Consider the following 25,080-nt stretch of genomic DNA (forward strand, 5'->3'; position numbering starts at 1 on the left):
ACACCCCTCTTGTGTTATAGACGTCCGGATATCAGCAGGCATAATCAATTTAAACAAGGTCATTCAGTGTGTAAGTAAAAGGAAAGGTATGCAAATCGAACTCATCCAGGCCGAGTCTCACGAAGGGGAGATTAAACGTAATCTTGATAAGGCGCTGGACTACCTGCGGCGCTGCGATCCGCAGACGGAGCTGGCGATTTTCCCGGAAACTTTTTTGACCGGTTTTTCCGAACAGGGCCACATCCATGACCGGGCGCTGCGCCTCGACGGACCGGAGGTGGCCTCGCTGGCCGCCGTCAGCCGGGAGCGCGATATGGCTATCGCCATCGGTATGCTGGAACAGCTGGGGGATGACGTCTTTAACACTACGCTGTTCATCACGCCGGAAGACGGCGTCGCCTGGTACTACCGGAAAACGCATCTGTGGTTTAGCGAACGCGGCCAGGTCCGCGCCGGCGATCGTCTGGTGTGCGGCTCATGGCGCGGGAAACGCATCGGTCTGCTGATTTGCTATGACATTGAGTTCCCGGAAACGGCGCGCGCGCTGGCCTCGATGGAGTGCGATTTACTGGTGGTGACCAACGGCAATATGGATCCCTATGGCCCGGTCCACCGTTTCGCCGCGCATGCCAGAGCATTTGAAAACCAACTCTTTTTCGCCATGACCAACCGCTGCGGCTACGGCGCCGGCTGCCGGTTCGCCGGCGAAAGCGCGGCCATCGCGCCGGACGGACAGCTGCTCGGCGCGCTGGGGCGCGAAGAGGGCGTGCTGAAAATAACGCTGGATTTCTCCCGCCTTGACGAAGCCCGCGGCCAGTATCGCTATCTTGAAGACAGACGAATGATCTTAAACGAAAAAATAAAACATCACGCCAACGGACAGCGCTGGTGGCTGTTGTAATGCCAACGCCAGCCCGCCGTTAATTTTTCGCATCACACCAGGCCAGCTTTCACAGGAGTAAAGCAACACATGCCGCAATTCAAAAAAATACTCACCGCCCGTCATCTTATCCTGTTCGGACTCGCCTACATGACGCCGATCATCGTGCTGGGAACCTTCGGCATTCTCGCTCAAATCACCGAAGGCCACACCGCCGGCGCCTATGTGCTGGCCCTGATCGCCATGCTGTTCACCGCCTATAGCTACAGCAAGATGGCGGCGGCATTCCCGGTCAACGGTTCCGCCTATGTCTATGTCAGCAAGGCGATCGGTCCTCATATCGGTTTCCTCGCCGGATGGGCCATCCTGCTGGATTATCTGTTTTTACCTATGGTGATCTGGCTGATCGGCGCGGTTTATCTCTCCTCCGCCTTCCCGGCCATCCCGCACTATGTCTGGCTGCTGGCCTTTATCGCCGTCACCACCTTAATCAATATTGTCGGACTGAAAGTGGCCGGCATTATCAACGCGCTGCTGCTGCTGTTGCAGGTCGCCGTTCTGGCGGCGTTTGTCGCCCTGGCGCTGCACTATATTCTGGGCGACGCTTCGCGCCCGTTCTGGACCCTGCAGCCTTTCTTCAGCGAGCGGGAAAATATGCTGCCGATGCTGATGGCCGGCGCGGCGGTCGCCTGTTACTCTTTTCTCGGCTTTGACGCCATTACCACGCTGGCGGCGGAAACTATCGATGCGAAACGCAATCTGCCTCGCGCCATTCTGTTCATTACCCTGCTGGGCGGCGCCATCTTCGTTCTGGTCTCCTGGTGCGTGCAGCTGGCCCATCCAGGCGCAACTTTCGCCAACAGCGACTCGGCGGCATTCGAAATCGCCCGCAATATCGGCGGTGATATTTTCGTTACGCTGTTTATGTGCGGTCTGGTCTTCGGCCAGTTTTCCTCCGGTATCGCCGCTCAGGCGAGCGCCAGCCGGCTGATTTATACCCTCGGCGTCGACGGCGTTTTGTCAAAGACGCTGGGTAAACTGGGCCGTTTTAACACGCCGACCAACGCGATTGTACTCTGTGCGCTGATTGCCCTGCTCGCGCTGGGGATGGATATCACCACCTCCACCTCGTTCATTAATTTCGGCGCTTTTCTCACCTTCGCTCTGGTTAACGCGGCCGTGATCTTTCATTACTTTATCCATCAGCAGCGGCGACAGGGAAAAGCGCTGGCGCTGTATCTGCTCTGTCCGCTGGCGGGTATCGTTATCACGCTGCTGCTGTTAGCCAGCCTGGATAAAACCGCTATCATCATGGGATGCGTCTGGCTGGCCTGCGGGCTTCTGCGCCTGATCTTGCTCAAACGGGCCGCACATCAGCCGCAAAAAGCGTGATCCATCGGGAAACCGCCCCCGCCGCCTGTACAGGGAAACACTGACGGGAAGATTTGAAAATCGCTCTCTGAAAGCAAAGGATATTGGCCGGACATGCGTCGCGTTTAGTCTGGCGAAAAAAGAGCTAGCGCTTCGCGCCAGCAATCGTTTGCTTTTATAAAAGAGAGCATTAAAATCGCCTCTTTGTCGTTTCAGGAACGCCAGCAATGATGACCGACACCACCACGGAAACGCCCCAAAACAATCCCGCCGCATCGCGCCCCAGCGAGCTGATCTACCGCCTGGAAGACCGGCCGCCGCTGCCGCAAACGCTATTCGCCGCCTGCCAGCATCTGCTGGCGATGTTTGTCGCGGTCATTACCCCCGCGCTGCTGATTTGTCAGGCGCTGGGCTTACCGGCTCAGGACACTCAGCACATCATCAGTATGTCGCTGTTCGCCTCCGGCCTCGCCTCTGTGCTACAAATTAAAACCTGGGGGCCGGTAGGCTCCGGCCTGCTGTCGATTCAGGGCACCAGCTTCAATTTCGTCACCCCGCTGATCATGGGCGGCCTGGCGCTGAAGAACGGCGGCGCCGATGTGCCGACCATGATGGCGGCGCTGTTCGGCACCCTGATGGTCGCATCATGCACCGAAATTTTGCTGTCGCGCGTGCTGCATCTGGCTCGCCGCATTATCACGCCGCTGGTTTCCGGCATTGTCGTGATGATTATCGGGCTGTCGTTGATCCAGGTCGGTCTGACTTCCATCGGCGGCGGCTATGCCGCGATGAACGATCATACCTTCGGCGCGCCGAAGAACCTGCTGCTGGCCGGCATCGTGCTGCTGGTGATCATCCTGCTGAACCGTCAGCGCAACCCTTATCTGCGCGTGGCCTCGCTGGTGATCGCCATGGCCGTCGGTTACCTGGCCGCCTGGCTGATGGGCATGCTGCCGGATAGCCGGCCCGAGCCGCACGCATCGCTGTTGATGGTGCCGACTCCGCTCTATTACGGACTGGGTTTCGACTGGAATCTGCTGGTCCCGCTGATTCTGGTCTTTATGGTTACCTCGCTGGAAACCATCGGCGACATCACCGCGACCTCCGACGTGTCGGAACAGCCGGTGCGCGGACCGCTTTATATGAAACGCCTGAAAGGCGGCGTGCTGGCGAACGGCCTGAATTCCATGCTATCGGCCGTATTCAATACCTTCCCCAACTCCTGCTTCGGCCAGAATAACGGCGTTATTCAGTTGACCGGCGTCGCCAGCCGCTACGTCGGCTTCGTGGTGGCGTTGATGCTCATCGTGCTCGGCCTGTTCCCGGCGGTAAGCGGATTCGTTCAGCACATTCCCGAACCGGTACTGGGCGGCGCCACCATCGTGATGTTCGGCACTATCGCCGCGTCCGGCGTACGCATCGTATCGCGCGAACCGCTGAACCGCAGGGCGATTATGATTATCGCCCTGTCGCTGGCCGTCGGTCTTGGCGTCTCGCAGCAGCCGTTAATCCTGCAGTTCGCTCCCGACTGGCTGAAAACGCTGCTCTCTTCCGGCATTGCCGCCGGCGGTATCACCGCTATCGTCCTGAACCTTATTTTCCCGCCGGAAAAATAACCCTCACCCCGGTCGACTGGATAGCCAGCCGACCGGGCGACGCCGCGGTCACTGCCGACGCGGCCCTTCGCCGGCCGCGCAGAGTAAGACGCAGCGGCCGTATTATTGCAAAGTATCCCCGACCTGCGAGGACCGTCACTGCGCGACGCTGAAAAACGCTCCCGGCGTGTTTCTATTGTCTGTAACATGTGATTATCTATACCCAAAATAATTCGAGTTGCAGGAAGACGGTAACGCTGCGACAAATTGGTCGGCAACGAATTTGTCCAGCCAGGACTGGCCTTCGGTGCAAGACAGGATGTCTCTCATTACTCTCCGGCAGCTTACCGCTGTAATTGACTGGAGTGAGCGACAAATCCGCCGGGAGCAGATTTGAACGCCGCTGGCGGCGGCCCGACAAGGTCGAGCCCCATGGACGGGCGAGTAACAAACCCAACGCACCTGCGGCTATATTGAGCCGCCGTGTCAATTACGGCATAAACACAGATATACCTGACCACAGGCATGGACTGACACGATGAAATTTATCGGAAAATTACTGTTAAGCTTATTGCTGCTGATACTGCTGGCGGTGGTAGTACTGTATGTTTTATTGCAAACGAGCTGGGCAGCCGGCTGGATCAGCCAGTGGGTCAATCAGAACAGTCAATACCGCCTGTCGCTGGGAAAAATCGAGCATAGCTGGACGCAGCCGGCGCATATCCAGCTGAACGACGTCACTCTCAGCCGCCCGGATCAGAGCGTTATCCTGGTAGCGCAGCAGATTAACGCCGGATTAAGCGTGCGGCAGATCACTGAGCCGCATCATTTCGCCAGTCTGGAACTGCGCGGCGGCACGCTAAACCTCAGCGACGAAAGTCTGGCCCTACCGATCGAAGCCGATATCCTGCAGTTGCGCACCATGGCCGTTCAGGCGCAGGACGGCGATCTGAGCATCAACAGCCAGCAGGTGAATGGCGGCATTACGCCGTGGCAACCGGAGCCGGGCTACCTGATGGGCCGCCAGGGGCGTTTTCAATTGAGCGCCCGTTCGCTGCGGCTTAACGATATCCCGGCCAGCCAGGTGCTGGTACAGGGCGAGATCAATAATCATCAGCTCAACCTGAGCAACTTCGGCGCCGACGTCGCCCAGGGACAGCTCACCGGCAACGCCGGCCGGGCGGAAGACGGCAGCTGGCGCATCAACAGCCTGCGACTAAGCAACGTCCGACTGCAGACGGGAAAAACGCTGGAAGAATTCCTGCAGCCGGCGATCCATTTGCCGTCGGTGGCCATTAGTCGTTTCGACCTGATCGATGCACGGCTGGAAGGCAAAGAGTGGGCCTTCAACGATCTGGATATCACGCTGCAAAACGTCACGCTGCAGCAAAACGACTGGCAGAGCGAAGACGGCGTGTTGTCTTTTAACGCCAGCGATATGGTCAACGGCCGAATGCACCTTATCGACCCGATCGTCAATCTGGCGCTATCGCCGGCCGGCGTGACCATCAAACAGTTCAGCACCCGCTGGGAAGGCGGCCTGCTGCGCACTAACGGCAGCTGGCAACGCAACAGCCGTCATCTGACGTTGAACGAACTGGTGGTGGCCGGTATGGAATACACGCTGCCGATCGACTGGCGCGAACGCTGGCAGAAGACATTGCCAACCTGGCTGACCGGGATTTCGGTGACGAAATTCAACGCCAGCCGCAACCTGCTGATCGATATTAATCCCGACTTTCCTTTTCAGATCACCGCACTGGACGGATACGGCAGCAATCTGCTGCTGGCGCGCGATCGTCAGTGGGGCATCTGGGGCGGAACGCTCACCCTAAACGGCAGCGACGCCACCTTCAACAAAGTGGATATTCGCCGTCCGTCGCTGGCCCTGAGCGCCGACGATCGACAGATCGCGCTGAGCGATCTCAGCGCCTTTGCCAAAGAAGGGCTGCTGGAAGCGAAGGTGAATATCGACCAGTTGCCGGCGCGCAACTTTACTCTGGATCTCACCGGCCGCACCGTGCCGGCCGACATACTGACGCGCTGGGGCTGGCCGGCCACGCTGCCGGAGCAGAACAGCAACCTGCAGCTGCGTATCGCCGGCCAGCTGTCGATCAATACCACGCTAAAAAACAGCGTACAGGGAACGCTGGACGGCGCCGTGACGGACGGGCAGAACATCCACCAGCGGATACAGCAGGGAACGGTGAGCGAAGCGGCGCAGTAAACGGCGGTCAGCCGTCCGCAACGGGGCGGGCTGGCGACGAACTCGCATGAGAAATACGGCGCGCGAAGCAAAACCGACGAAAGCAACCCAGCCCGGCGAGCGGCCTGATCGGGCTGGGCGAGCGGGTCTGACCTACAGGTGACGCACAGCCGATCCGCCGTCTTCAAGCGGCCGATCGGGAGCGACCGGCAGAACAATGTACACCCCTTCAAACACCGCGCCCTTGCGCTCATCGCCAAACAGTTCGACCTCCAGCTGGACCCGGGCCTTGCGCCCGCGCGCCAGCCGATCCAAATCGCCGCTCAACGACCCCAGATTGGCCACCGCGTTCGGCCGACCGGTGACCGGCGTGCTGTAGCGGATATGCGCATCGGCCAGAATAATCGTGCCGCCCAGTTGCCGTTCGCGCAACAGCAGCCAGATCAGCCCCCAGCCGGTCAGCGTGGCCAGCGAAAACATGCTGCCGGCGAACAGCGTATGGTGAGGATTCTGATTGCCGGTCTCCGGCATGGTGGTGATGAATTGCCGGCCGGTATACTGGCTGATGCGCACGCCCATTTTTTCGCTCAGCGGAATATGCTCATACCACGCCTGTTGCAGCTGACCGCACCAGTCGGGACGATGCAGAATATCATCCAGCGTGGCGACCGGCTTAATCATTAAGAAATGGCGCACCGGGGTAGTTTGCAGCGCGGTAATCTCGCCCTGATTGACAAACCCCAGTCGTTCGAAAAAGCCGAGCGTATCTTCGCGCGCGCTGCAGACCACGCGCTTTGCGCCCTCCTGGCGCGCCACCGACTCCAGGGTCATCGCCAGCAGGGTGCCCAGCCCCTTCCCGCGCACGGTCGGATGAACGGCCAGAAAGCGGATGGCGGCCTCATTATCGGCATTAATCGATAAGCGCCCTATCGCCACCAGATTTCCCTGAACATCCACCACCGTTTGATGGTGCGCCAGGGCGTCATAAGCATCGCGCTCGGAACCTTTCGGCTGATGCAGAGGCTTACGCAGCATTTCCCAGCGAAACTGGTAATAAGCGTCCAGCTCTTCCGCACTCTCGGGTACTCTCAGGTGATACATAAAAAGCGCCTCATCTAAAAACCGCACCCCGCGGGCCGGAGTAGCGTTATACCTGCAACCAGAAGGTCACCGGCCCGTCGTTCACCAGTTCCACCTTCATATCGGCGGCGAACTGACCGGTAGCGGCATCAATGCCCTGCTGCCGACACCGTCCGACAAAGTACTGATACAGACGGTCGGCCTCCGCCGGCGTCGCGCCGCGTGAAAAGCCGGGGCGCATCCCGCGCTGAGTATCCGCCACCAGCGTAAACTGCGAGACTACCAGCACGCTGCCGCCCGCCTGGCGCACATTCAGGTTCATCTTTCCTTCGCTGTCGCTAAATATACGATAGCCTAAAACGCGTTCGCAAAGCCGGTCGGCTTTCTGCTCGTTATCCCCCTGCTCGACGCCCAGCAGGATTAACAGCCCGGCCCCGATTTCACCGATGGTGACATCATCCACATTGACACTGGCGCGGGAAACCCGCTGAATTAAAGCAATCATAGGTAAATCTGACGACTCCGTTGATTATGCGCCGTTGCCGGTGGCGGGCATCGCCCCCGGTTCGCCCGGCGTCTGGCGACGGAAAAAATTCGGGATGACATCGCGATCGGTAACCTGCACCGCCTGTATCCCAAGCGCTCGAGCGGCGATGATATTATGTTCATTGTCATCGAAGAACACGCTCTGCGCCGCCGTCGCGTTTTCCTGCGTAAGAACATGATGATAAATAGCGGGCTCCGGCTTACGCAAGCCAATATCCTGGGAAAGATAAAGGCGATCGGCCGCCTCCCCGACCTGCGGAAACTGCTGCGGCCAACTCTGGCAGTGCAGACGGTTAGTATTGGACAACACGACCACCCGGTGCCCGTCCTGGCGCAATTGCCGCATGATATCGATCACTTCCGGGCGCAGCGCGACAAAAATGGCCTGCCAGCCGGCGGAGAATTGTTCAAAGCTCAGGGAAATGCCCAATTCGTGACAGAACTGCGCGGCAAAGGCTTCATCACTGATTTCACCGCGTTCATGCTGTTCGAAGGTCGCCCCCATAACAAAGCGATCCTGCAGCGAGGCCAGCGGCACCCCGCTCAGCTTGCTCCATACCCCCATCACGCGATTGAAATCAATATCAATGACGACGTTACCTAAATCAAAGATATACAGCATACATCCTCCTGATCTAACCGTGGTTTTTCACTGTAACGGTAAAAGAGGGAGATGAACAGGCGGGATATGCGAGGCGCAACACAAAGCAGGCAGAAGAGGAAAAAACTCAGGGCACTGAAAGTGCCCTGAGTCAAAACGCGGTGAGCTTAACCGATCGGTTAATCTTTGCTGCCGCGGTTGGCGCGACGACGGTCATTTTCCGTCAGGTGGCGCTTACGCAGACGCAGAGAGTGCGGCGTAACTTCTACCAGCTCATCGTCATCAATGAACTCCAGCGCCTGTTCCAGCGACATTTTAACCGCAGGAACCAGCGTGGTGGCTTCATCCGTACCGGAAGCGCGCATGTTGGTCAGTTTCTTACCGGTCAGGCAGTTTACCGTCAGGTCGTTGGAACGGGTGTGAATACCGATGATCTGGCCTTCATACACTTCCGCGCCATGGCCCAGGAACAGTTTGCCGCGATCCTGCAGGCTGTAGAGCGCGTAAGCGACTGCTTTACCCTGGCCGTTGGAGATCAGCACGCCGTTCTGACGCTGGCCGATTTCACCCGGACGCACGTCATCATAGTGACTGAATGTAGAGTACAGCAGGCCGGTGCCGGACGTCATGGTCATGAAATCGGTACGGAAACCGATAAGGCCGCGGCTCGGAATGATGTAATCCAGACGCACGCGTCCTTTACCATCCGGGCTCATATCGCGCATATCGCCTTTACGCAGACCCATGGCTTCCATCACGGAACCCTGATGCTGATCTTCGATATCCAGCGTAACCTGTTCAAACGGCTCCTGACGGCGACCGTCAATTTCGCGGAAAATAACTTTCGGACGCGAAACGGACAGCTCATAGCCTTCACGACGCATGTTTTCGATCAGCACCGACAGGTGCAGCTCGCCACGGCCAGACACGCGGAACGTATCCGGATCTTCGGTTTCTTCCACGCGCAGCGCAACGTTATGCACCAGCTCTTTGTTCAGACGCTCCAGGATCTGGCGCGATGTCACAAACTTGCCTTCTTTACCGCAGAACGGCGAGGTGTTAACGCCGAACGACATGGTTACCGTCGGCTCATCGACGGTTAACGGCGGCAACGCTTCGACAGCGGAAACGTCGCAAATAGTATCGGAAATATTCAGCTCGCCCAGACCCGTCACCGCGATGATATCGCCGGCTTCGGCCATGTTGGTCTCAATACGCAGCAGACCCATGTGCCCCAGCACCTGGCCCACTTTACCGTTACGGCGTTTGCCTTCGCTGTCGATAATGGTGACCTGCTGACCGGTTTTCACCTTGCCGCGTTTGATGCGGCCGATGCCGATAACGCCGACGTAGCTGTTGTAATCCAGCTGCGAGATTTGCATCTGCAGCGGGCCGTCCATATCGACGTTCGGCGCGTCAACGTGCTTGACGATCGCTTCAAACAGCGGCGTCATGTCTTCGGCCATATCTTCGTGATCCAGACCGGAAGTCCCGTTCAGCGCGGAAGCGTAAACAATGGGGAAATCCAGCTGTTCATCGGTGGCGCCCAGGTTAACAAACAGGTCGAATACCTGATCGACAACCCAATCCGGGCGTGAGCCAGGGCGGTCAACCTTGTTGATGACCACGATCGGCTTCAGGCCGTATGCAAATGCTTTCTGGGTAACGAAACGCGTTTGCGGCATTGGGCCGTCCATTGCGTCGACCAGCAGCAATACCGAATCAACCATCGACATTACACGCTCAACTTCACCGCCGAAGTCGGCGTGTCCGGGAGTGTCAACGATGTTGATACGGTAATCATTCCAATTGATGGCGGTATTTTTCGCGAGGATAGTAATCCCACGCTCTTTTTCCAAATCATTGGAGTCCATGACGCGCTCGGTAGCGTCATTACGTTCACCCAGTGTTCCGGACTGTTGCAGCAACTTATCAACCAGGGTAGTTTTCCCATGGTCAACATGTGCAATAATGGCGATGTTACGCAGATTCTCGATCACAGCTTTGCCTCAGGCATTAGAAATAGCGCGCTATTGTACACGGATTAGGCGAGGGACTAAACAAGATCACAAACATCTCTGGCAAACAACCTAAGTCTGCCTGGTTTGTGATCCCTTTCACGGTGCAAAGCAGCACCGACAGTGACGAACAGCACCAAAAAAGTGCATATTGCCCCACGCAAAGCACCATTTTAGTGCTAATGTTCATAATGGTGCATCCGTTGTACCGTTAAATCCCGCAGAAAATGACGGTTTAGCCTTATTCCTAAAGTTGGCACGCTTTTAGCTTTAAGTAATACAAGGCAACGGTATATGTAAGATTACAGTGCCATTTAAGAAAAGGGTATTCGTTCCACGACGATAAATGCAAAATCGGGAGAACCAGGTATGTCCGCAGAACATGTTTTGACGATGCTGAACGAACATGAGGTGAAATTCGTTGATTTACGTTTCACCGATACAAAAGGTAAAGAACAGCACGTCACCATTCCGGCTCATCAAGTCAATGCCGACTTCTTTGAAGAAGGCAAAATGTTTGATGGTTCCTCCATCGGTGGCTGGAAAGGCATTAATGAATCCGATATGGTGCTGATGCCAGACGCCAACACCGCTGTTATCGACCCGTTCTATGAAGAGTCAACGCTGATCATCCGCTGCGATATTCTGGAACCCGGCACGATGCAGGGCTACGACCGCGACCCGCGCTCTATCTCTAAACGCGCTGAAGATTTTCTGCGTTCTTCCGGTATCGCCGATTCCGTTCTGTTTGGACCGGAACCTGAGTTCTTCCTGTTTGACGATGTTCGTTTCGCCAGCGGTATTTCCGGTTCCCACGTCGCTATCGATGATATCGAAGGCGCCTGGAACTCCGGCACCAAATATGAAGACGGCAACAAGGGTCACCGTCCGGCGGTTAAAGGCGGCTATTTCCCGGTTCCCCCGGTTGATTCCTCGCAGGATATCCGTTCCACCATGTGTCTGACCATGGAAGAAATGGGCCTGGTTGTTGAAGCTCACCACCACGAAGTGGCCACTGCCGGCCAGAACGAAGTGGCTACCCGTTTCAACACCATGACCAAAAAAGCGGACGAAATTCAGATTTATAAGTACGTTGTTCACAACGTTGCTCACGCATTCGGCAAAACCGCGACCTTCATGCCGAAACCGATTTTCGGTGATAACGGTTCCGGTATGCACTGCCACATGTCATTGACTAAAAACGGCGCCAACCTGTTCGCCGGCGACAAATACGGCGGCCTGTCTGAAACCGCGCTGTTCTACATCGGCGGCGTAATCAAACACGCGAAGGCGATCAACGCCCTGGCCAACCCAACCACCAACTCGTACAAACGTCTGGTCCCGGGTTATGAAGCGCCGGTAATGCTGGCTTACTCCGCCCGTAACCGTTCCGCGTCCATCCGTATTCCGGTGGTATCCAGCCCGAAAGCGCGTCGTATCGAAGTTCGCTTCCCGGATCCGGCAGCCAACCCGTACCTGGCGTTCTCTGCGCTGCTGATGGCCGGCCTGGACGGCGTCATCAACAAAATCCATCCTGGCGATGCCATGGACAAAAACCTGTACGATCTGCCGCCGGAAGAAGCGAAAGAAATCCCGACCGTAGCAGGCTCACTGGAAGAAGCGCTGGCAGCCCTGGATGCTGACCGCGAATTCCTGACCCGCGGCGGCGTGTTCACCGACGATTCTATCGATGCATATATCGCACTGCGCAAAGAAGAACTGGATCGCGTACGCATGACTCCGCACCCGGTTGAGTTCGAGCTGTACTACAGCGTCTAAAAGAACAATTGCTTTAACGTTTTTTTGTTGCCGTGGAAACTTTTAGCCCATCCTCAGATGGGCTTTTTTCTCCACGCAGTGGCTATTCGATTCGCTGCGTGATTTTCATCCTACAGGATATATGCACCCAAACGGTGCGGGAGTCTGCGTTATGGCAACAGGCACGCTGCCCGATGCTGGGCAGATCCTCAATTCACTGCTTAACAGCATTTTATTGCTGGATAACGATCTGGCGATTCACTATTCCAATCCGGCAGCCCAGCAACTGCTGGCGCAAAGCTCGCGCAAACTATCAGGTGCGCCGTTACCCAACCTGCTCGGGTATTTCTCGCTCAACGTTGACCTGATGCGCGAAAGCCTGAACGCCGGGCAAGGCTTTACCGACAATGAAGTAACGCTGGTGGTTGAAGGGAAAGCGCATATTTTATCTCTCACTGCCCAGCGCTTGTCGGAATATTTTATCCTGCTGGAAATGGCGCCGATGGATAATCAACGCCGCCTCAGTCAGGAGCAACTACAGCAGGCTCAGCAGCAGGCCGCTCGCGATTTGGTCCGCGGCCTGGCGCATGAAATTAAAAACCCGCTCGGCGGATTGCGGGGCGCCGCACAATTACTGACCAAAGCGCTCCCCGACCCCACGCTGACGGAGTACACCAATGTCATTATTGAGCAGGCCGACCGGTTACGTAATCTGGTCGATCGTCTGCTGGGCCCTCAACAGCCGGGATTTCACGTTACCCAGAGTATTCACCAGGTGGCCGAGCGCGTTTTTAAGCTGGTTTCTCTGGAAAAACCGGCCAACGTGACCCTGGTCAGAGATTATGACCCCAGCCTGCCGGAGCTGACGCACGATCCGGAACAGATTGAACAGGTTCTGCTGAACATCACCCGCAACGCGCTGCAGGCGCTGGGTGAAAAGGGGGGAACCATCACGCTGCGTACCCGTACCGCGTTTCAGCTTACGCTACATGGCGTGCGCTATCGCCTGGCGGCCCGTATTGATATCGAAGACGACGGGCCCGGCGTGCCGGCGCAGTTACAGGACACGCTGTTCTACCCGATGGTGAGCGGACGAGAAGGCGGAACCGGGCTGGGACTGTCCATCGCCCGCAGTCTTATCGATCAGCACTCGGGTAAAATCGAATTCTACAGCTGGCCAGGTCATACCGAATTTTCGGTCTACCTGCCCATTCGTCAGTGAGGTTCACGATGCAACGAGGGATAGTCTGGATTGTTGACGACGATAGCTCCATTCGTTGGGTGCTGGAACGCGCGCTAACGGGTGCGGGTTTAACCTGTGCCACTTTTGATAACGGAAGCCAGGTATTAAGCGCCCTGAATACCCAAACGCCGGATGTGCTGTTATCCGACATTCGTATGCCGGGAATGGACGGGCTGGCGCTTTTGCAGCAAATAAAAGTGCGTCAGCCGACGCTACCCGTCATCATCATGACCGCCCATTCCGATCTGGATGCCGCCGTCAGCGCTTATCAACAGGGCGCCTTTGATTACTTACCCAAACCCTTTGATATAGATGAAGCGGTTGCGCTGGTTGAACGAGCGATCAGCCACTATCTCGAACAGCAGCAGCCGGTTCGCAGCCAGCCGATTAGCGGCCCCACCACGGATATCATCGGTGAGGCGCCGGCAATGCAGGATGTGTTCCGCATCATCGGCCGGCTCTCGCGCTCCTCGATCAGCGTGCTGATCAACGGCGAGTCCGGTACCGGTAAGGAACTGGTAGCGCATGCCCTGCACCGCCACAGTCCGCGCGCCAAAGCGCCGTTTATCGCTCTGAATATGGCGGCTATTCCCAAGGATTTGATCGAGTCCGAGCTGTTTGGTCACGAAAAAGGGGCGTTCACCGGCGCGAACCAGATTCGTCAGGGGCGCTTTGAGCAGGCAGACGGCGGCACGCTGTTCCTGGACGAAATCGGCGATATGCCGCTTGATGTGCAGACCCGCTTGCTGCGCGTGCTGGCCGACGGCCAGTTCTACCGGGTCGGCGGATACGCCGCGGTCAAAGTGGATGTGCGCATTATTGCCGCGACGCACCAGAATCTGGAACAGCGCGTGCAGGAAGGAAAATTCCGCGAGGATCTGTTCCACCGTCTCAATGTGATACGCGTTCATCTGCCTCCGCTGCGCGAGCGACGCGAAGATATCCCCCGCCTGGCCCGTTATTTCCTGCAGGCGACGGCCAAAGAGTTGGGCGTAGAGCCGAAAAACCTGCACCCGGAAACCGAAGCGGCGCTGACCCGGCTGCCGTGGCCGGGTAATGTCCGCCAGCTGGAGAACACCTGTCGCTGGCTGACGGTGATGGCCGCCGGACAGGAAGTGCTGATTCAGGATCTGCCGCCGGAGCTGTTCGAAAGTTCCGTACCCGATTCGCCGGTCAGCACGCTGCCGGACAGTTGGGCCACGCTGCTGGCGCAGTGGGCCGATCGGGCGCTGCGTTCCGGTCATCAAAACCTGCTGGCCGACGCGCAGCCGGAAATGGAACGCACCCTGCTGACTACGGCGCTGCGCCATACCCAGGGGCATAAACAGGAAGCCGCGCGGCTGTTGGGATGGGGACGCAATACGCTGACCAGAAAGCTCAAAGAGCTGGGCATGGAGTAGAAAACGATGCCGCGGCGGCGCGGCCGACGCGCCTCCTGAATCAGGCGATAAAAAGTACAGTCTGGCGCACGAAATTATCGCCTCTGGCTCTTTACATGCAGGGGATCAGCAGTATGATCGTGTCGCTGATTCGGGAGGAAAACCATGCTGGATTCACTGATTTCCGTAGTGACGCATGGCGCTGAGATCGGTTCTGCGGCTGCTCATACGCCGCAAACCGCACTTGCCGCTGTGCTATGCGCTGCGCTGATTAACTTCTTTAGTTGATGCATTGTTGAAACAGAGGGGCGCTGACCCACAGGTAGCGCCCCTCTGTTCCGGCAGGCTATTATCGCGCCGCCGCTTTCCGCATCGTCTCCGGCCGCTAAATCACCCGCGAAAACTGCTGTTCCCGCACCTTATTGCGCAGATAAAGATCGAAACACATACAGATATTGCGGATCAGCAGGCGCCCTTTCGGCGTGACGCGCAGCGCCGTATCGGTCTGAGCGACCAGACCATCGGCCACCAGCGGCTGCAGCAAGCGCAAATCATCGGCGAAATAGCGCTGGAAATCGATAGGATACCGCGCCTCTATCGCCGCGAAATCGAGCTGAAAATTACAAATAAGGCTTTTAATCACATCGCGCCGCAGACAGTCGTCGTTGGTTAACGCCAGCCCGCGCCATAGTCCATTGCCGCTTTGCCGCACTTGAGCGTAATAGTCTTTCAACACCTTCTGGTTTTGCGCATAACTATCACCGATCATACTAATCGCCGACACGCCCATACCAAGCAGCTCGCAATCGCCCTGAGTAGTATACCCCTGGAAATTGCGATGCAGTCGCCCGGCCCGCTGCGCCTGCGCCAGTTCATCATCCGGCCGGGCGAAATGGTCCATACCGATAAACTGGTAGCCGGCATCGGTTAAGGTCTGAATCGTCTGCTGCAGAATAGCCAGCTTTTGCGCCGCGTCGGGCAAATCCTCAGACTTGATTTTACGCTGTGCCGCAAACAGTTCCGGCAGATGCGCATAGTTAAAAACGCTGAGGCGATGTGGGGCAAGTTCGATTACCCGCCGCAGAGTAAAAGCGAAACTTTCCGGCGTCTGGCGCGGCAGACCATAAATCAAATCGATATTGGTGGAAGTGAATCCCTGCGCCTTCGCCCGCTTAATCAGGGCGAAAATAAAGTCCTCATCCTGCTCGCGGTTCACCAACCGTTGAACCTGTTTATTGAAATCCTGCACCCCCATACTCAGCCGGTTAAACCCCTGCCGGCGCAGGAAATCGATAATATCCAGCTCAATTTCGCGCGGGTCGAGCTCAAGGGAAAGCTCCGCCTGAGGATCAAAGGCAAATTGTTCGCGCAGCAAAGCTACCAGCCGGCCTATTTGCGCCTGATTCAACCAGGTGGGCGTGCCGCCGCCCCAGTGCATTTGCGTTACTGTACGGCCGGCGAACAGCGGCGCCCGCTGCCTGATTTCCTGCTCCAGCACGTCAAGGTACTCGTCGGCCTTATGCCGCTGACGCGTCACCAGTTTATTACAGCCGCAAAAGTAGCACAGGCGGTGGCAGAACGGGATATGGATGTAGAGCGACAGCGGCCGCTGTGGATAACGGCCAACCGCCTGTAGAAAAGCGCGCTCATCGTAGCGCTGATTAAACTCCAGCGCGGTGGGATAGGAGGTATAGCGCGGTCCTGAATAATTATATTTTTGAATCAGGGCCAGATCCCAGTCGACTCTCTGCTCAGACATGTGCTCACTTCCTTCGATCTTTTCTTCTGCCAGATCGCTTTATCGGTAAAGGTCGCCGCGGTCTGTTAATCGTGGCGCGTATCACGCGTTTTTTCCGCTGCGATAAGCGCCATAGTTTACCTGACAGCCAGAGCAGATAACACACAGTCACCAGGGTTATCAGCAGAAACAGCCATTTCACTGCTTAAAAAACATCTTTCGGATGATTACGTTTGAGCAGTTGCAGCATATCCTCCTGCTCATCCTCTTCGTCATCGTCCCCCAGCTCAATACCCAGCAGCTCCATCAGCGTATCGATACGGTCCAGCGTCTTATCCACCCACGCCTGCTCTTCCATACTTAACGTTTCGCCGTTATCCAACCGATCCAGAAGCGCATCCAGCCGGCTATCGTTTTCCAGCAGCGTTAACTCTTCCTGAGGCGATAGCGTTTGGGCCGGCACGGCAGGCGTTTTTTTCACGGCTGGCGTGCGTTTAGCGGATTCAACCAGCAGCTGCACCGGTTTTTTGCTGCCGATACGCGGATCGCTGGCTTTACTCCCGTTCCCCGCGTTTCCTGCCTGAGAACCGCCGCCCTGCGCCCGGCTGCCCGGTTGATTGCCGCGGTGCTTTTTCTTCTGCTTACGCTCGCGCGCTTCCCGATCCAGCTCTTCGCGGGATTTTCTTTTAATTTTAGGCCGACGCGGCCCTTTAGCTTGCTGGTTCATAACTTCGCTCTCAGGTTCAGATAAACGGATAAAGCTGCTGCGGCGGAATCTAGCAGAAAGCCCGACAAGAAAAAAGCGCTCAAACCGTCGCCGGCCGCTTTTTACCAGCGAGAGTCGGCACGGCTGACCAGACCCAAGCCGGCGCCGCAGAGAAACCCCGCATTTTATCTTCAGTTACAGGTATAATCGCTGTCCAGACATTGTTCCAGACAGGGCAGAAATTGTGACTAACCAGTATAACTACCATATGACGCATTTCGTCATCAGCGCTCCCGATATTCGCCATTTGCCGGTTGATAGTGGTATTGAAGTCGCCTTTGCCGGGCGTTCCAACGCCGGCAAGTCCAGCGCCCTGAACACCCTGACGAATCAAAAGAGCCTGGCCAGAACCAGTAAAACCCCAGGCCGCACCCAGCTGATCAACCTGTTTGAGGTCACAGAGGGCGTTCGCCTGGTCGATCTGCCGGGCTACGGCTACGCGGAGGTTCCGGAAGAGGTTAAAAAGAAATGGCAGCGGGCGCTGGGCGAATATCTGCAAAAACGCAACAGTCTGAAAGGGCTGGTCGTGCTAATGGATATTCGTCACCCGCTCAAAGATCTCGATCAACAAATGATCGAGTGGGCGGTGGCGGCGCAGTTGCCGATCCTGCTGCTGCTGACTAAAGCCGATAAGCTGGCTTCCGGCGCCGCCAAAGCCCAGCTGAAGGCCGTACGCGAAGCCGTACAGCCCTTTATGGGCGATATCGAGGTGGAAGCTTTCTCATCGCTCAAAAAAGTTGGCGTCGACAAACTGCGGCTGAAGCTCGACGGCTGGTTTAGTTCGCTGGGCGATGATGGACAAGCGGCAGACGCAGAGTAATCCGGCGCTGCGCGGACTGATGCCGCCGGATAATGCGGCTCAGTCTCCCGCTGACAAAAGCCCAATAAAAAACGCCCCGGTCATGAATGACCGGGGCGGCTAATATTCAGCCAAATCCGATTACGTGAAGTAAAAGGTCTGAAAGATAGAACATCTTACCTCTGTACCCTACAACTTCACTTTACCTCATTTTTTCGCCAGAAAAAAGTTTTTTTGTAGTTTACTTACACAAAAATTTTGCTTCATTGTGGATAAAGTTAAACTGCATCACATTATCATGTTGCTAAATTACAAAAAAAGAACAACTTATCGCCCGCTTAGTGCGCCTGATCCCAGTTTTCACCGGTGCCGATATCAACCCGCAACGGCACGGCCAGCTGCAGACTGCTTTCCATTAACGTTTTGATTTTCTCCCTGGATTCATCCAGAGCCGACTCATGCACTTCAAACACCAGCTCATCGTGTACCTGCATGATCATATTCACCCGTGGCTGATCCCGCAGTAGCCAGCCATCAATAGCGATCATGGCGCGTTTAATAATATCCGCCGCCGTACCTTGCATCGGCGCGTTGATGGCGGCGCGCTCGGCCGCCTTACGACTCATAACATTGCGCGATGTGATGTCGGGCAGATAGAGCCGTCGGCCATCCAGCGTCGAAACGTAACCCTGCTCCGCCGCCTGCTGGCGAGTTCTTTCCATATAGTCCTGTACGCCCGGATAACGCTCGAAATAGAGGTTCATATACTTCTGCGCCTCATTGCGCGGGATATTCAGCTGACGGGCCAGGCCGAAGGCGCTCATGCCGTAAATCAGCCCGAAGTTAATCGCCTTTGCGCTACGCCGCTGTTCCGACGTCACCTTATCCAGCGGCTGACCAAACACCTCGGCGGCGGTTGCCCGGTGAATATCCAGCCCTTCGGCAAAAGCGTCTAATAACCCTTTATCGCGCGACAGGTGAGCCATAATGCGCAGTTCGATCTGAGAGTAGTCCGCGGCCAGGATGCAGTACTCGTCCGGCGCAATAAACGCCTGGCGGATACGGCGGCCTTCATCATTGCGCACCGGAATATTTTGCAGGTTGGGATCGCTGGACGACAGCCGTCCGGTAGCCGTCACCGCCTGATGATAAGAGGTGTGCACCCTTTTGGTCAGCGGATTGATCATCTGCGGCAGTTTATCGGTGTAGGTCGATTTCAGCTTAGCCAGACCGCGATACTCCAGCAGCAGCTTCGGCAACGGGTAATCCAGCGCCAGCTCGGCCAGCACCTCTTCGTTGGTCGATGGCGCGCCTTTCGGCGTTTTTTTCAGGACCGGCAGCTTCTGCTTATCGTACAAAATAGCCTGGAGCTGTTTGGGCGAAGAAAGGTTGAACTCTTCGCCGGCCAGTTCGTACGCACCGACTTCCAGTTCGGCCAGTCGGGCGGTCAATTCGCGCGAGTGCTGCGCCAGAATAGACGGATCGATGAGCACGCCTGTACGCTCCATACGCGACAACACCGGCACCAGCGGCATATCGATGTCCTGAAAGACCCGACGCAGGTCGTCGCTTTGCTGTAATTTAGCCCACATGTTTTCATGCAGGCGCAGCGTAACGTCGGCATCTTCCGCGGCATAGGGCGATGCCTGCTCCAGCGCAATCTGATTAAACGTCAACTGGCCTTTACCTTTGCCGGCAATCTCTTCGAAGGTAATGGTGGTGTGCTTAAGATACCGCGCCGACAGGCTATCCATATCGTGCCGCCCGGCCACGCTGTCCAACACGTAGGACTCCAGCATGGTGTCGAAAGCGATGCCGCGCAGTTCAATGCCATAGCGCAGCAGAACGCCGCGATCGAACTTGAGATTCTGCCCGACTTTAAGCAGCGTCTCGTCTTCCAGCAGCGGTTTGAACAACGCCAGAACCAGGTCCCGATCCAGCTGCGGCGGCGCATCAAGATAATCATGGGCCAATGGCAGATAGGCCGCTTCACCGGGCGTAACGGCAAAGGAGATACCAATCAGGTTGGTGCTGATCGTATCCAGGCTATCGGTTTCCGTATCGAAGGCAAATACCTTCGCCTTTTTCAGCCGCTCAATCCACGTCATTAACGTCGGCTCATCCAGAATGGTGACATAGCCCTCGGCTGACAGCGCCGTCGCCTGCGGCTCGTCATCGTCGACCGGCGCAGCGACGTTAGACGACTGAGCCGGTGCGCCGCCTTTTTTCGCCTGTAGCCATCTCCCCGACTCGAGATCGGATAACCAGCGTTTAAATTCATAGCGACCGAACAACGAGTGAAGTTCTTCCACATTGGGTTCGCTGACCGTCAGTTGCTCACAGGTCAGTTCCAGTTCGACATCCGTTTTGATGGTCGCCAGTTGATAAGAGAGGTAGGCGACCTCCTTATGCTGCTCAAGCTTCGGCGCCATGGTCTTCGCGCCGCGGAAGGAGAGCCCGGCGATCTGATCCAGGCTGGCGTAAATCGTATCCAGCCCGCCCACGCCCTGAAGCAGCGCCTGAGCGGTCTTTTCGCCCACGCCGGGCACGCCGGGAATATTGTCCGAGGCGTCTCCCATCAGCGCGAGAAAATCAATCATCAGTTCCGGTGGAATACCATATTTATCACAGACTTCCTGCGGCCCAAGAACCGTATTATTCATGGTATTAATCAGCGTGATGTTGGGCGTCACCAACTGCGCCATGTCTTTATCGCCGGTGCTGATCAGCACCGACAGCCCGGCTTTTTCCGCCTGTAGCGCTAATGTCCCGATGACATCGTCAGCCTCCACGCCGGAAACCGCCAGCAGGGGCAGCCCCATCGCCCTGACCATGTCGTGCAACGGCACTATCTGAGCGCGAAGATCGTCCGGCATCGGCGGCCGGTGCGCTTTGTAGTTCTCAAACAGCTCATCACGAAACGTTTTCCCTTTGGCATCGAAAACGACGGCAACATGGCTGGGATGATATTGCAGCAACAGGCTGCGCAACATATTCAGCACACCATACATAGCGCCAGTGGGTTCACCCGCACTGTTGGTGAGAGGAGGAAACGCGTGGTACGCACGGTACAGATAGGAGGAACCGTCTACCAGAATTAAAGGATTTTCTGCAATCTTAGCCATAGCCTGTCATGATCGTTGTTGCCAGTCGGGGTACTAAGGATGCCATAGCTGACGTAAAGAGACGAACGCTAACGCAAGAGACGGGCGTTTTTTGCACGGCGCATCGCGCCGGCTCACCCTGTGGATAACTTTGTGTATAAAAATACAATCAAATTATAATCAGGCGAAGAAATCAATATTAATATTTATTTTATTATTAAATATCAATACATTGATTGTTTTTTCTGCAGTTTTCCTTGTCAGAAAAATATCATTGTTTTTGTGGATAGGCCTTTATTGTTTAATCAGCCGTAAAGCAGTGATGCAAAAAAATAAAAGCGAATGAGGGAAAAAAAACGCCGGTAATTACCGGCGTTTTCGGGCTACGTCTTATTTCAGACCAAGCAGATAGTTCACCACGTCAGCATACTGTTTAACGTAGATGTCCCTCGAACTGGTATCAAACCCGTCACCTTTGATCATATATTTGCCATTCACGAACATGGCCGGCACGCCGCGCAACTGTAAGTCAGCCGCCGCTTTTTCCTGTTGTACAACCAGCGATTTCACCACAAAGCTATTCAGCGCGCCGTCATACTCCTCAGCGCTAACGCCTGAATCAAGAAATACCTGGCGAATATCTTCAGACCGTTGAATCGTTAGTTTTTTCTGTACGGCGTCGAACAGCGGAGAGCTGACTTTATCTTCTACGCCTAACGCTATTGCTACAGCCCACGCCTGAGTTAATTCTTTGCCCAGCGGGCCAAGAAACTCAACGTGATATCTGGTCATTTTCACGCCGGCCGGCAGAGATTTTTCTACCGCCTGAGGAATATGATAAATCTCGGAAAACTGATAGCAGTGCGGGCAATAAAAAGAGAAGAACTCCAGCACCTGGGGCTGTTGCGTCGCCGGCCGGTTCAGATCGATATATTGCTTGCCCTCGGTAAACTGCGCCGCTGAAGCACTAAACGCCAGGAGGATGCCAGCCAGCGCAAACCATACTTTTTTCATACCATACTCTCTCTGTTTAACGTCAGTACATTGGTGCTAACTGTAACGGAGGATCTTGCAACAGTCTCACCTGTTCAGTAAAAATTGATATCTGCCGCGACCAGAAATCTTCATCGGTCATCCACGGGAAACTCCGGGGAAAAGCAGGATCCTGCCAGCGCCTCACCACCCACGCCAGATAATACAGCATGCGCATGGCGCGCAGCGGCTCGATTAGATCCAGCTCACGCATATCGAATGAGCCAAATTCATTATAGGCCTCCAGCAAAATGTCCAGCTGAATGCGCTGGTCCTGTCGCTCGCCGTGCAGCAACATCCATAAATCCTGCACGGCGGGTCCATGCCGCGCATCGTCTAAATCGACAAAAACCGGCCCGTCACGCCACAAAATATTCCCGGGGTGACAGTCGCCATGTAAACGCAACGTCCGCCAGTCGCTGCGCCATACCGCCTGAACGGCCTGAATTAACGCATCGACACTGAGCATGAAGCCTTCGCGCAGTCGCTGCGGTATTAACGACGTGGCGGCCAGTACTTCCCGCGGCTCAAGCAAATACTCGGGCAGCCCGATGGTTGGGCGGACGATAAATTGTCGTTTAACCGCCGTTTGATGAAAACGCCCCAGATAGCGCCCGGTCCACTCCATTTGTTCTTCGTTATCCATCTCATAGGCGCGGGCGCCCACGCTGGGGTATACGGCAAAGCAGAAATCCTGATATACGTGCAGACTTTTTTCCCGCAGCCGCAGCGGCGCGACAACCGGAATATCATCCGCGACCAGATCAAAGGCAAAGGTATGTTCTTCCTCGATCTGCGCCGCGCTCCAGCGCTCCGGCCGGTAAAACTTAACCACATAGCGGTTACGATCTTCATCACTGAACTGATAGACCCGGTTCTCGTAACTGTTTAGCGCCGTCAGGCCTGAATCGACGATCAGCCCGGTTTCCTGGACAGCATCCATGATTAATTCAGGAAACAGCGTCTGAAAATTAAAAGCTGAACTGTTCATAATGACCATTTGCCAGTAACTGCTGCGGATAAGCAACTAAAAATGTTTCTTTCTGAGTCAGCGTTCATCAACGATGTTCACTAATCTTTGATGACGCCGCGGGCGCGCAGGATGGCGGTTTTGAAATCCTCTTCGTAATCCTTTTTAATTCCGGGAATAACCTGCTGTTTATCCATATCGCGCATCTTCAGATGATAAATCAGGATATCATCCGTCAGCTCCGCCAGTTCCCCGGCAAATCCAGCCTCCTGCGCCAGCTTTTGTAAAAACTGAACCAGATTCAGATCGGGTTCCTTCTGCCAGGCGGGATGCAGTAATTCAATCAGTTCATTAACGCGATGACATTTCATTGTCTTGTCCTTAAAAGCAAACACAGTGACAAAAATAACAGGCCCGGGTGGAGTATGAAAGCGCTTGTTTTTCACCAGACTTATTAGAAAATAACTAATATTTTGATAAACCCTGGGGCATCTCATGTTAACAGGCGTTATTTTAGCCGGCGGCCAGTCATCCAGAATGGGCGGTCAGGATAAAGGACTGCAGCTGCTTGCCGGCGAGCCCTTGTATAAACATGTCCTTACGCGTTTTTTGCCACAGGTTGATGAAGTCATCATTAGCGCCAATCGCAATATCGCCAGCTATCGGCGCAGCGGGCTGCGCACTATTCGCGATCAGTACGAAGGATTTGCCGGACCGCTCGCCGGCATTCATGCCGGGCTGCAAGCGGCGAAAAGCGAGTGGGTTGTCTGCGTGCCCTGCGATGTTCCGGCGCTGCCGTTGGATTTAGTCACGCGTCTGTGGGCCGGCAAAAGTGACGCGCCGGCGGCCTATGCCACCGACGGCGTACGCAGCCATCCAACCTTATTGTTGCTGCACACTCGCGTCAGCGGCATGCTGGAAGACTATCTCCGCCAGGGCGATCGAAAATTAATGCTGTTTCTCGAACGCATTAACGCACGACCGGTGTCTTTTGCCGATCAAGCGGACGCGTTTCGCAATTTCAATACACCAGAAGATCTTAAACAATGGTCAGTAACATAGAGAAACCCGGCGTGCCTATGCTGGCGATAGTGGCGTATAGCGGTACCGGCAAGACCACGCTGCTCAAAAAAGTGATCCCCATTTTAACCCGCCAGGGCATTCGTATCGGATTGATCAAACACACCCATCATCAGATGGATATCGATACGCCGGGTAAGGACAGCTACGAATTACGCAAGGCCGGCGCGCTGCAGACCATGGTGGCAGGCAACCAGCGCTGGGCGCTAATGACCGAAACCCCGCATCAGCAGGAGCCCGATCTTCACTGGCTCGCCAGCCGTATGGATACCAGCCGGCTGGATCTGATCCTTGTTGAGGGTTTTAAGCATGAGGCGGTAGCGAAGCTTCTGCTGTACCGCGCCGCGGCCGGCCGGCCATTCAGCGGCCTGCCCGACGATGACCATACCCTGGCCATCGTCAGCGATGAGCCCTGTCCCTGCGGGCTCCCCTGGCTGGATATCTGCGACGGGCCGCAGGTCGCCGCCTTTATTGCCGCCTGGCTGCGCCGTCAGACACCCTGAGGTCCGCCAGGCGACCGGCCCCGCTCGCCGCCCGTTTTCCCCGGCTCGCGCACAGCAAAAAGCCCTGCGCTTGCGCACAGGGCTTCTTCCTTATTTGATGCCTGGCAGTGCCCTACTCTCGCATGGGGAGGCCCCACACTACCATCGGCGCTGCGGCGTTTCACTTCTGAGTTCGGCATGGGGTCAGGTGGGACCACCGCGCTGTCGCCGCCAGGCAAATTCTGTTTCATCCCGCACGTCCGCGCTCTCACGCCCCACGCACAGAACCAATCCTGTGAACAAGCTAAAATCCCTGCTCTCTTCTCTCTCAAAACACCTTCGGTGTTGTAAGGTTAAGCCTCTCGGGTCATTAGTACCGGTCAGCTCAATGCATCGCTGCACTTACACATCCGGCCTATCAACGTCGTCGTC

The 25,080-nt window shown here is 56.0% G+C and carries 22 protein-coding genes and 2 rRNA genes; 11 read left to right on the plus strand and 13 right to left on the minus strand.

Annotation, left to right across the window (positions count from 1 at the left end; genetic code table 11):
* Positions 1-88 precede the first annotated feature (88 nt).
* The 4 genes from FJU30_RS19475 to FJU30_RS19490 all read left to right on the plus strand — a co-directional run bounded on the left by FJU30_RS19475 (position 89) and on the right by FJU30_RS19490 (position 6,073).
* Complete coding sequence (locus FJU30_RS19475; protein ID WP_150436632.1) at positions 89-901, plus strand: carbon-nitrogen hydrolase family protein; 813 nt, start codon at positions 89-91, stop codon at positions 899-901.
* A gap of 69 nt (positions 902-970) precedes the next feature.
* The gene (locus FJU30_RS19480) at positions 971-2,272 is read left to right on the plus strand and encodes an APC family permease (RefSeq protein ID WP_150436633.1); all 1,302 of its coding nucleotides are present in this window, start codon (positions 971-973) and stop codon (positions 2,270-2,272) included.
* A gap of 209 nt (positions 2,273-2,481) precedes the next feature.
* Positions 2,482-3,867 carry a nucleobase:cation symporter-2 family protein gene (locus tag FJU30_RS19485; protein ID WP_150436663.1) on the plus strand — a complete coding sequence of 462 codons (1,386 nt, stop codon included), beginning with the start codon at positions 2,482-2,484 and terminating at the stop codon, positions 3,865-3,867.
* Between the two features lie 517 nt (positions 3,868-4,384).
* Entirely contained in the window at positions 4,385-6,073 is a 1,689-nt protein-coding gene (locus FJU30_RS19490) for an AsmA family protein (RefSeq protein WP_150436634.1), read from the plus strand.
* Between the two features lie 132 nt (positions 6,074-6,205).
* Here the strand turns inward: FJU30_RS19490 and fabY are convergent, their stop codons facing one another.
* The 4 genes from fabY to typA form a co-directional block, all read right to left on the minus strand.
* Positions 6,206-7,153 (minus strand): fatty acid biosynthesis protein FabY, encoded by a 948-nt coding sequence (gene fabY, locus FJU30_RS19495; RefSeq protein ID WP_150436635.1) that lies wholly within the window; start codon positions 7,151-7,153, stop codon positions 6,206-6,208.
* A gap of 46 nt (positions 7,154-7,199) precedes the next feature.
* The gene (gene dtd, locus FJU30_RS19500) at positions 7,200-7,637 is read right to left on the minus strand and encodes a D-aminoacyl-tRNA deacylase (protein WP_150436636.1); all 438 of its coding nucleotides are present in this window, start codon (positions 7,635-7,637) and stop codon (positions 7,200-7,202) included.
* Between the two features lie 24 nt (positions 7,638-7,661).
* Positions 7,662-8,300, minus strand: coding sequence for a glucose-1-phosphatase (yihX, locus tag FJU30_RS19505; RefSeq protein ID WP_150436637.1), 639 nt, complete (start codon positions 8,298-8,300; stop codon positions 7,662-7,664).
* A gap of 158 nt (positions 8,301-8,458) precedes the next feature.
* Positions 8,459-10,279 carry a ribosome-dependent GTPase TypA gene (gene typA / locus FJU30_RS19510; RefSeq protein WP_150436638.1) on the minus strand — a complete coding sequence of 607 codons (1,821 nt, stop codon included), beginning with the start codon at positions 10,277-10,279 and terminating at the stop codon, positions 8,459-8,461.
* A 387-nt stretch (positions 10,280-10,666) separates the two neighbouring features.
* Here typA and glnA point away from each other — a divergent pair, with 387 nt between their 5' ends.
* From glnA to FJU30_RS19530, 4 genes are all read left to right on the plus strand, one after another.
* On the plus strand, positions 10,667-12,076 hold the full coding sequence (glnA, locus tag FJU30_RS19515) for a glutamate--ammonia ligase (RefSeq protein ID WP_150436639.1): 1,410 nt from the start codon (positions 10,667-10,669) through the stop codon (positions 12,074-12,076).
* Between the two features lie 151 nt (positions 12,077-12,227).
* The gene (glnL, locus tag FJU30_RS19520; RefSeq protein ID WP_150436640.1) at positions 12,228-13,277 is read left to right on the plus strand and encodes a nitrogen regulation protein NR(II); all 1,050 of its coding nucleotides are present in this window, start codon (positions 12,228-12,230) and stop codon (positions 13,275-13,277) included.
* Positions 13,278-13,285: 8 nt separating this feature from the next.
* Entirely contained in the window at positions 13,286-14,698 is a 1,413-nt protein-coding gene (gene glnG / locus FJU30_RS19525; protein WP_150436641.1) for a nitrogen regulation protein NR(I), read from the plus strand.
* A gap of 144 nt (positions 14,699-14,842) precedes the next feature.
* Positions 14,843-14,965: a YshB family small membrane protein gene (locus FJU30_RS19530; protein WP_150436642.1), complete on the plus strand. Its 123-nt coding sequence runs from the start codon at positions 14,843-14,845 to the stop codon at positions 14,963-14,965.
* 97 nt (positions 14,966-15,062) lie between these two features.
* Here FJU30_RS19530 and hemN read toward each other — a convergent pair whose 3' ends face one another.
* On the minus strand, positions 15,063-16,436 hold the full coding sequence (gene hemN / locus FJU30_RS19535) for an oxygen-independent coproporphyrinogen III oxidase (RefSeq protein ID WP_150436643.1): 1,374 nt from the start codon (positions 16,434-16,436) through the stop codon (positions 15,063-15,065).
* Between the two features lie 184 nt (positions 16,437-16,620).
* On the minus strand, positions 16,621-17,142 hold the full coding sequence (yihI, locus tag FJU30_RS19545) for a Der GTPase-activating protein YihI (protein ID WP_150436644.1): 522 nt from the start codon (positions 17,140-17,142) through the stop codon (positions 16,621-16,623).
* Positions 17,143-17,389: 247 nt separating this feature from the next.
* Here yihI and yihA point away from each other — a divergent pair, with 247 nt between their 5' ends.
* Positions 17,390-18,001, plus strand: a complete 612-nt coding sequence (gene yihA, locus FJU30_RS19550; RefSeq protein WP_223881647.1) for a ribosome biogenesis GTP-binding protein YihA/YsxC — start codon at positions 17,390-17,392, stop codon at positions 17,999-18,001.
* A gap of 106 nt (positions 18,002-18,107) precedes the next feature.
* Here the strand turns inward: yihA and FJU30_RS27740 are convergent, their stop codons facing one another.
* The 5 genes from FJU30_RS27740 to FJU30_RS19570 all read right to left on the minus strand — a co-directional run bounded on the left by FJU30_RS27740 (position 18,108) and on the right by FJU30_RS19570 (position 23,457).
* Positions 18,108-18,155 (minus strand): spot 42 RNA, inhibition of DNA synthesis, encoded by a 48-nt coding sequence (locus FJU30_RS27740; RefSeq protein ID WP_071892919.1) that lies wholly within the window; start codon positions 18,153-18,155, stop codon positions 18,108-18,110.
* 163 nt (positions 18,156-18,318) lie between these two features.
* Complete coding sequence (gene polA, locus FJU30_RS19555; RefSeq protein ID WP_150436646.1) at positions 18,319-21,105, minus strand: DNA polymerase I; 2,787 nt, start codon at positions 21,103-21,105, stop codon at positions 18,319-18,321.
* Positions 21,106-21,474: 369 nt separating this feature from the next.
* A complete protein-coding gene (dsbA, locus tag FJU30_RS19560) occupies positions 21,475-22,098 on the minus strand; it encodes a thiol:disulfide interchange protein DsbA (RefSeq protein ID WP_150436647.1) in 624 nt (207 codons plus the stop codon).
* 22 nt (positions 22,099-22,120) lie between these two features.
* On the minus strand, positions 22,121-23,116 hold the full coding sequence (locus tag FJU30_RS19565) for a serine/threonine protein kinase (protein ID WP_395858573.1): 996 nt from the start codon (positions 23,114-23,116) through the stop codon (positions 22,121-22,123).
* A gap of 71 nt (positions 23,117-23,187) precedes the next feature.
* The gene (locus FJU30_RS19570; protein ID WP_150436649.1) at positions 23,188-23,457 is read right to left on the minus strand and encodes a YihD family protein; all 270 of its coding nucleotides are present in this window, start codon (positions 23,455-23,457) and stop codon (positions 23,188-23,190) included.
* A 124-nt stretch (positions 23,458-23,581) separates the two neighbouring features.
* Here FJU30_RS19570 and mobA point away from each other — a divergent pair, with 124 nt between their 5' ends.
* Positions 23,582-24,148 (plus strand): molybdenum cofactor guanylyltransferase MobA, encoded by a 567-nt coding sequence (gene mobA, locus FJU30_RS19575; protein ID WP_150436650.1) that lies wholly within the window; start codon positions 23,582-23,584, stop codon positions 24,146-24,148.
* The gene (gene mobB / locus FJU30_RS19580) at positions 24,133-24,669 is read left to right on the plus strand and encodes a molybdopterin-guanine dinucleotide biosynthesis protein MobB (RefSeq protein ID WP_150436651.1); all 537 of its coding nucleotides are present in this window, start codon (positions 24,133-24,135) and stop codon (positions 24,667-24,669) included. The genes mobA and mobB overlap by 16 nt, the downstream gene beginning before the upstream one ends.
* A 99-nt stretch (positions 24,670-24,768) precedes the next feature.
* Here mobB and rrf read toward each other — a convergent pair.
* Both rrf and FJU30_RS19590 read right to left on the minus strand, forming a co-directional pair.
* Positions 24,769-24,884 (minus strand): 5S ribosomal RNA (gene rrf, locus FJU30_RS19585).
* A gap of 113 nt (positions 24,885-24,997) precedes the next feature.
* Positions 24,998-25,080: ribosomal RNA gene (locus FJU30_RS19590) — 23S ribosomal RNA — on the minus strand; the annotation flags it as partial.

It is taken from the genome of Affinibrenneria salicis (assembly GCF_008710095.1).